Raw genomic sequence first — 6,670 nt, 5'->3', positions numbered from 1 at the left:
CGCCGCCGCGGCGGCGCTGGCCAACGCGGGCAGCGGCGCCGTCGCGTTGCCGGTCGCGGGGGCGTCGGCGCCGGCGCATCGGGCGTCCGTGGCCTGGACCCCGTCCTCGAGTGCAGGGAGGCGCAAGCCATGATCGCCGTCGTCGAACGTCCCACGCTGTGGCAGCGCCTGCGTCCGGTGCTGCTCGGCTTCGACCTCACGCTGATGATCGCCGTGCTGCTGATCTGCGCGATCGGCCTGGTGACGATGTACTCGGCCGGCTACGACTACGGCACGCGCTTCACGGAGCACGCGCGCAACATGGCCCTGGCGTTCCTCGTGCTGTTCGTCGCGGCGCAGATCTCGCCGCAGAACCTGATGCGCATCGCGGTGCCGCTGTACAGCGTGGGCCTGGCGCTGCTGATCGCCACCGCGCTGTTCGGCATCACGAAGAAGGGCGCGCAGCGCTGGCTCAACGTCGGCGTGCAGATCCAGCCCAGCGAGATCATGAAGCTGGCGATGCCGCTGATGCTGGCCTGGTGGTTCCAGAAGCGCGAGGGCCAGCTGCGCGCGCTCGACTTCGCCATCGCCGGCCTGATCCTGCTGGTGCCGGTGGCGCTCGTCGCCAAGCAGCCCGACCTCGGCACCGCCATCCTGATCCTGTCGGCCGGCATCTACGTGATCTTCTTCGCCGGACTGTCGTGGAAGCTGATCCTGCCGGTGCTCGTGCTGGCCGCAGTGGGCATCGTCGCGGTGGTGTGGAGCGAAGACCGCATCTGCCAGGACGAGGTCGTCTGGCCCCTGCTGCGCGACTACCAGAAGCACCGCATCTGCACGCTGCTCGACCCCACCACCGACCCGCTGGGCAAGGGCTTCCACATCATCCAGGGCATGATCGCGATCGGCTCGGGCGGCGTCACCGGCAAGGGTTTCATGAGCGGCACGCAGACGCACCTCGAGTTCATCCCCGAGCGCACCACCGACTTCATCTTCGCCGCGTTCTCCGAGGAGTTCGGGATGCTGGGCGCGCTGCTGCTGCTGTTCGGCTTCACGCTGCTGATCTTCCGCGGGCTGGCCATCGCGGCCGATGCGCCGTCCGTCTTCACGCGCCTGCTCGCCGGCTCGATCACGCTCAGCTTCTTCACGTACGCGTTCGTCAACATGGGCATGGTCAGCGGCATCCTGCCGGTGGTGGGCGTGCCGCTGCCCTTCGTCAGCTACGGCGGGACGGCGATGGTGACGCTGGGGCTGGGGCTCGGGTTCCTGACGTCGATCGCGCGCAACCGGCGCAGCGTGCAGACCTGAGGCCATGGCCGCGGCCCCGTCGCCCATTCCCGCCTTGCGCCTGAAGCTCGCGATCGCGCTGGCGCTGGCGAGCGGCCTGACGTTTCTCGTGGCGGCCAGGCATCCGGATCTGCTGGTCCTGGCATCCGCCTTGACCGGCTTCGCCTGGGCGGCAGGCGCCAGCGTGGCGGTGGATGCGGCGCTGGTGATGCAGCGGACGCGGCCCGGATCCGCGATGCTGCCGTGCCTGGCCGCGCTGCCGTTCGTCAACGTCGGCCTGTACTGGGCCGCACTCGGCTGGCAGCGCGATCGCGACGCCGCCGAGGCCGAGCTCGCCGCGCTGCAGGCTGCCGCCGCCGCGCGCGAACGTGCCCGCGCGCGGGCGGCCGCGAAGCCGCCGGCGGCGCCGCCGCCATCGGCGCTGCAGGGCGCGCGGAACCAGGTCGATCTGGCCGCCTTCGAGACCATCCTGCCGGCGATCAAGGGCGACGGGCACGCCGGGCGCGAGGAGCGCGTCAGCGCGGAACTCACCGTTCGCGGCGGCGCCCGCATCGGCGCCGACGATCCGAGCGCGCCGCTGATTCGCACGACCCGCGACGGCTTCCTCGTCGTCTACATGGTGGACCGCGGCGACCGCTACACCTGGCTGACGATGGGCGAGCTCGCGGCCTGGGGCCGCACCGACGAGGAGGCGCATCGCGTCGCGATGTCCAACCTGAGCCGGCTGGCCACCGAGCTGCGCTGTGCCACCGAGCCCGACAGCTACAGCGGCCTGTTCCTGGGTGGCCGCTACGAATCCAGCATGATCCTGCTCGACGAACTCTGGGATCTGAACCTGCGGCCGCTGACGCCGGCCGGCGCCATCGTCTCGATCGCGGCGCGCGACATCTGCGCCTTCTGCGACGCCGAAGACGCGCGGGCGCTGGCCGAATTGCGCACGCTCGGCGCACGGTTGCGGGCCCGCGGGACGCAGCCGTCGATGTTGATCACGGACCGGCTCTACCGCCGCCAGGACGGCCGCTGGCGGCCGCTGCTCGACGCGTGACGCGGTGCCGGGTGCTCAACCCGGCGCCGGCTTGCAGGGAAAGCGCACGACGAACAACGCTCCCGGCGATTCGTCGCCGCCAGCCGCCACTGCGTGCGCCGCGCCGATCGTCACCGTCGCCGCGTGCTTGTCGGCGATCTCCTTGACGATCGCCAGGCCCAGGCCGCTACCGTCCACATCGGTGCCGAGCGCGCGGTAGAAGGGCTGGAACACCTGCTCGCGCTCGCCTTCCGGAATGCCCGGGCCGGTGTCCTCCACCTGCAGCGCGATCGCCTGGCCGTCGGGATCGGGCAGCAGCCGCACGGTGACGGTGCCGCCCGCGGGCGTGTACTGCAGCGCGTTGTCGACGAGGTTGCGAATGAGTTCGCGCACGAGCATCGGCTGGCCGACGAGGCGCGGCGTGGCGGGATCGGCGGCGTCGGCATCGGGGCCCTCGTAGCCGAGGTCGATGCGCTTGTCCATCGCGCGCGGGACGAAGTCGCGCACCACCTCGCGCGCGAGCCGGACGATGGGCACGTCCTGCAGGCGCCGAGCCTGTTCGGCGTCCTCGGCGCGCGCCATCGCGAGCAGCTGGTTGACCATGTGCGCCGCGCTCTGGCTCGAGCGCGCGATCTGCCTGAGCGAGCGCTTGATCGACTGGGGATCGCCGCCGGCGTCGATCTCGCGCTGCGCGAGCTCGGCTTGCATGCGCAGTCCTGCCAGCGGCGTCTTCATCTGGTGCGCGGCGTCGGCCAGGAAGTGCTTCTGCGAGCCCATCGTCTGATCGAGGCGCGCCAGCAGGTCGTTGATCGAGCGCACCAGCGGCGCCACTTCCTCGGGCACGTCGTGCTCGTCGATCGGGCTCAGGTCCTGGCTCTGGCGGCGGCGGATGCGCTGCTGCAGCGTGTTGAGCGGCGCGATGCCGCGCGCCAGCGCGAACCACACCAGCATCACCGCCACCGGCAGGATCACGAACTGCGGCAGGATCACGCCCTTGATGATCTCGGTGGCCAGGCGCGAGCGCTTGTCGAAGGTCTCGGCCACCTGCACGACGACGCCCGAGTTCGCGCCCGCCGGCGTGCCCACCCACAGGTAGGCGACGCGCACGGCGTCGTTGTGGACGGTGTCATCGCGGAACTGCACCTCGTCGGCTTGCCCACGCTCGTCCGGCGGCGGCGCGAGCTCGGCGTCGCCGCCCACCAGCTCGCCCTGGGCGCTGCGCACCTGGTACCAGACGCGGTCGACGTCGTCGCTGCGCAGCAGTGCCGCGGTGGGCTCGGCCAGGCGCAGGTCGTGGCGCCCGGCGAGGCCGCGGTCGAACGCGGGGTCGGCGCGCATCTCGCGCGCGACGCTGAACGCCAGTTGCCCCAGCTCGCGGTCGTAGGGCCGGTTGGCGATGCCCTGGGCGACCAGCCAGGTCAGCGCGACGCTCATCGGCCACAGCAAAAGCAGCGGCGCGAGCATCCAGTCGAGGATCTCGCCAAACAGGGACCGCTGCTCGTGCCTATCGGACAAATTGTGAGCCCCCACGCTCCCTCCGGTCGCTGCCCCCCCGAGGGGGAGCCCGGTTCGGCTCGGATGTGATCCTCGCTTCCCGGTTGCTTGGGTGGGCCTGCGGCCGGCGAGCCGTTCCGCGCGTGAGCCTTTCGTGGACGCAGAGTCTACGGTGGCGGCGGGCTTGCGTGTCCGCCGCCATCGCGCCGCGCGACCAGCGTGCGCGCCGACTCGCTGTCGGACAGCGCGCCCACGTGCAGGCACGACGTCACGACCTGCGCGGCCTGCTGCAGCAGCGCGGTCTGGTAGCGCGGCGCGAGCGGGCTGGCCTCGGCCACGCTGCGGCGCCAGGCCGCCAGCGCGATGTCGAAGCGCTGCAGCGTGCGCACGTGGGCCGCCAGTTCCGGCGCCGCGGCCATGGCCTCGAGCAAGTGCCGCAGCGCGAAGGCGGACTCGGCGGCGATCGGGCCCAGCGTGCGCTCGTCGTGCGACTGGGTGGGATGCGTCAGCACGCCCATCAGCCGCGACGCGTGGTGCACGAGCACCCGGGCGCTGTCGGCAAGATGGTTCCAGGCTTCGGCATTCATCGACGGGCTCGCAAGGGATCGGATGGGACGCAGTGTCGAGCGCTGCATCGCTCCGCTCAAGCGAGGAATGGGCCGACCGTGGCGGCTGCACGATCTTCGTCCTGCCGCGTTGCCGCGACCGCACAGCGCGTGGACTTTCACACGAACCGCGCACTGGCCTGCAAGGCGCGTGAAAGCAGGCGCCCGACGAATCAGGCGGCGATCTTCTCCAGGCAGTAGCCCAGGCCGCGCACCGTGGCGATGCGGATCGGGCCCTGCTCGATCTTCTTGCGCAGCCGGTGGATGTAGACCTCGATCGCGTTGTTGCTCACTTCCTCGCCCCATTCGCACAGGCGCGTGACGAGCTGGTCCTTGCTGACGAGGCGACCGGCGCGCTGCAGCAGCACCTCGAGCAGGCTGATCTCGCGCGCCGACAGCTCGATCATCTGGTCGTTGATGTAGGCCACGCGGCCGGTGGCGTCGAAGGTGAGCGGGCCGTGGCGGATGATGCTGGAGGCCGTGCCCAGCCCGCGACGCGTGAGCGCGCGCACGCGGGCCTCGAGTTCCTGCAGCGAGAAGGGCTTGGCCATGAAGTCGTCGGCGCCCAGGTCGAGGCCCTTGACGCGCTGGTCGACCGAGTCGGCCGCTGTCAGGATCAGCACCGGCAGCGTGGAACCGCGCGCGCGCAGCTTGCGCAGCACCTCCAGGCCATGCAGGCGCGGCAGGCCGAGGTCGAGGATCAGCAGGTCGAACTCGTGCGAGGCGAGGGCGGCGTCGGCCTCGGTGCCGCTGGACACCTGGTCGACCGCGTAGCCCGAGCCGCGCAGCGAGCGCAGCAGGCCGTCCGCGAGGACCTGGTCGTCTTCGGCGATCAGTATGCGCATGCGACTTCTCTCCCGGGCTTTCGGCCTCGTAATCGATGAATTGGCGCTCAGGGCCATTTTCGGGCCGATTCGGCGCCGGGCGTCGCGCGCAAGTCGCCTCAATATTGATTTTCGTCAGGGCGTTGTTGCTGGCTCACGCAGCGAGCTTCGGCCGGCGAATAATCTTTCCTCAATAGCTGTACAGATATCCAGCTAATGGTCATAATCCCAGCAGCGCAAACCGAACACGGAGAATCCGCATGGACGCCACCAAGAACGCCTCGAAGAACGCCAACCCCGCCGCCAACCAGGCGGTCAACGCCGCGCCGGTCGTCCAGACGCCCGCGTTGAACGCCGAGAAGGCCAAGGCCCTGCAGGCCGCGCTGGCGCAGATCGAGAAGCAGTTCGGCAAGGGCTCCATCATGCGTCTCGGCGCGGGCGAGGCCATCGAGGACATCCAGGTCGTCTCCACCGGCTCGCTGGGCCTGGACATCGCGCTGGGCGTCGGCGGCCTGCCGCGCGGCCGCGTCGTCGAGATCTACGGCCCGGAATCGTCCGGCAAGACCACGTTGACGCTGCAGGTCGCGGCCGAGATGCAGAAGGTCGGCGGCGTCTGCGCCTTCATCGACGCGGAACACGCGCTCGACATCAACTACGCTCAGAAGCTGGGCGTCAACCTGCAGGAGCTGCTGATCTCGCAGCCCGACACCGGCGAACAGGCGCTCGAGATCGTCGACGCGCTGGTGCGCTCCGGCTCGGTCGACCTGATCGTCGTCGACTCGGTCGCGGCGCTCACGCCCAAGGCCGAACTCGAAGGCGAGATGGGCGATTCGCTGCCCGGCCTGCAGGCCCGCCTGATGAGCCAGGCGCTGCGCAAGCTGACCGGCACCATCAAGAAGAGCAACACGATGGTGATCTTCATCAACCAGATCCGCATGAAGATCGGGGTGATGTTCGGCAGCCCCGAGACCACCACCGGCGGCAACGCGCTGAAGTTCTACGCCTCCGTGCGCCTGGATATCCGCCGCATCGGCTCGATCAAGCGCGGCGAGGAAGTCGTCGGCAACGAGACCAAGGTCAAGGTCGTCAAGAACAAGGTCTCGCCCCCGTTCAAGGAAGCCGAGTTCGACATCCTGTACGGCGAGGGCATCAGCCGCGAGGGCGAGATCATCGACATGGGCGTCATCGCCAAGGTCGTCGAGAAGTCCGGCGCCTGGTACGCCTACAACGGCGAGAAGATCGGCCAGGGCAAGGACAACTGCCGCGAATTCCTGAAGGAGAATCCGGCGCTGGCGGTCGAAATCGAGAACAAGGTTCGCGAGTCGCTGGGCGTGCCGCTGGTGCCGGTGCCCGAGTCCGCCGCGCCGGCCAAGAAGGGCAAGGCGAGCGCCGCGGAATGATCTGAGCCGCCGCGGGAGTCGCAGGACATGGCCTGATGGGCGCGCGAGCGGCTTGTCGGG

At 70.0% G+C, this 6,670-nt stretch carries 6 protein-coding genes; 3 read left to right on the top strand and 3 right to left on the bottom strand.

Annotated features, from left to right (window positions below; all coding sequences use genetic code 11):
• Window positions 1–129 precede the first annotated feature (129 nt).
• The gene (rodA, locus tag LPC04_RS28240; RefSeq protein ID WP_275685676.1) at window positions 130–1,284 is read left to right on the top strand and encodes a rod shape-determining protein RodA; all 1,155 of its coding nucleotides are present in this window, start codon (window positions 130–132) and stop codon (window positions 1,282–1,284) included.
• Window positions 1,285–1,288: 4 nt separating this feature from the next.
• Complete coding sequence (locus LPC04_RS28235; protein ID WP_275685675.1) at window positions 1,289–2,308, top strand: DUF1444 domain-containing protein; 1,020 nt, start codon at window positions 1,289–1,291, stop codon at window positions 2,306–2,308.
• Between the two features lie 15 nt (window positions 2,309–2,323).
• Here LPC04_RS28235 and LPC04_RS28230 read toward each other — a convergent pair whose 3' ends face one another.
• From LPC04_RS28230 to LPC04_RS28220, 3 genes are all read right to left on the bottom strand, one after another.
• The gene (locus LPC04_RS28230; protein WP_275685680.1) at window positions 2,324–3,751 is read right to left on the bottom strand and encodes a sensor histidine kinase; all 1,428 of its coding nucleotides are present in this window, start codon (window positions 3,749–3,751) and stop codon (window positions 2,324–2,326) included.
• A gap of 197 nt (window positions 3,752–3,948) precedes the next feature.
• Window positions 3,949–4,368, bottom strand: coding sequence for a hypothetical protein (locus tag LPC04_RS28225; protein ID WP_275685674.1), 420 nt, complete (start codon window positions 4,366–4,368; stop codon window positions 3,949–3,951).
• Between the two features lie 191 nt (window positions 4,369–4,559).
• Window positions 4,560–5,231, bottom strand: a complete 672-nt coding sequence (locus LPC04_RS28220; RefSeq protein WP_275685673.1) for a response regulator — start codon at window positions 5,229–5,231, stop codon at window positions 4,560–4,562.
• A gap of 239 nt (window positions 5,232–5,470) precedes the next feature.
• Here LPC04_RS28220 and recA point away from each other — a divergent pair, with 239 nt between their 5' ends.
• Window positions 5,471–6,610 carry a recombinase RecA gene (gene recA, locus LPC04_RS28215; protein ID WP_275685672.1) on the top strand — a complete coding sequence of 380 codons (1,140 nt, stop codon included), beginning with the start codon at window positions 5,471–5,473 and terminating at the stop codon, window positions 6,608–6,610.
• The last annotated feature ends 60 nt before the right edge of the window (window positions 6,611–6,670 follow it).

Source organism: Scleromatobacter humisilvae (genome assembly GCF_023231945.1).
Lineage (GTDB): Bacteria > Pseudomonadota > Gammaproteobacteria > Burkholderiales > Burkholderiaceae_C > Scleromatobacter > Scleromatobacter humisilvae.
The sequence above is the reverse complement of the archived record's forward strand: the minus strand, read 5'-3'. Positions and strand labels throughout refer to the sequence as shown.

Coding starts and splice junctions, on each gene's coding strand:
- LPC04_RS28220 (WP_275685673.1), bottom strand. CDS start 5,231: ATGCGCATACTGATCGCCGAAGACGACCAGGTCCTCGCGGACGGCCTG.
- rodA (WP_275685676.1), top strand. CDS start 130: ATGATCGCCGTCGTCGAACGTCCCACGCTGTGGCAGCGCCTGCGTCCG.
- LPC04_RS28230 (WP_275685680.1), bottom strand. CDS start 3,751: ATGCTCGCGCCGCTGCTTTTGCTGTGGCCGATGAGCGTCGCGCTGACC.
- LPC04_RS28235 (WP_275685675.1), top strand. CDS start 1,289: ATGGCCGCGGCCCCGTCGCCCATTCCCGCCTTGCGCCTGAAGCTCGCG.
- LPC04_RS28225 (WP_275685674.1), bottom strand. CDS start 4,368: ATGAATGCCGAAGCCTGGAACCATCTTGCCGACAGCGCCCGGGTGCTC.
- recA (WP_275685672.1), top strand. CDS start 5,471: ATGGACGCCACCAAGAACGCCTCGAAGAACGCCAACCCCGCCGCCAAC.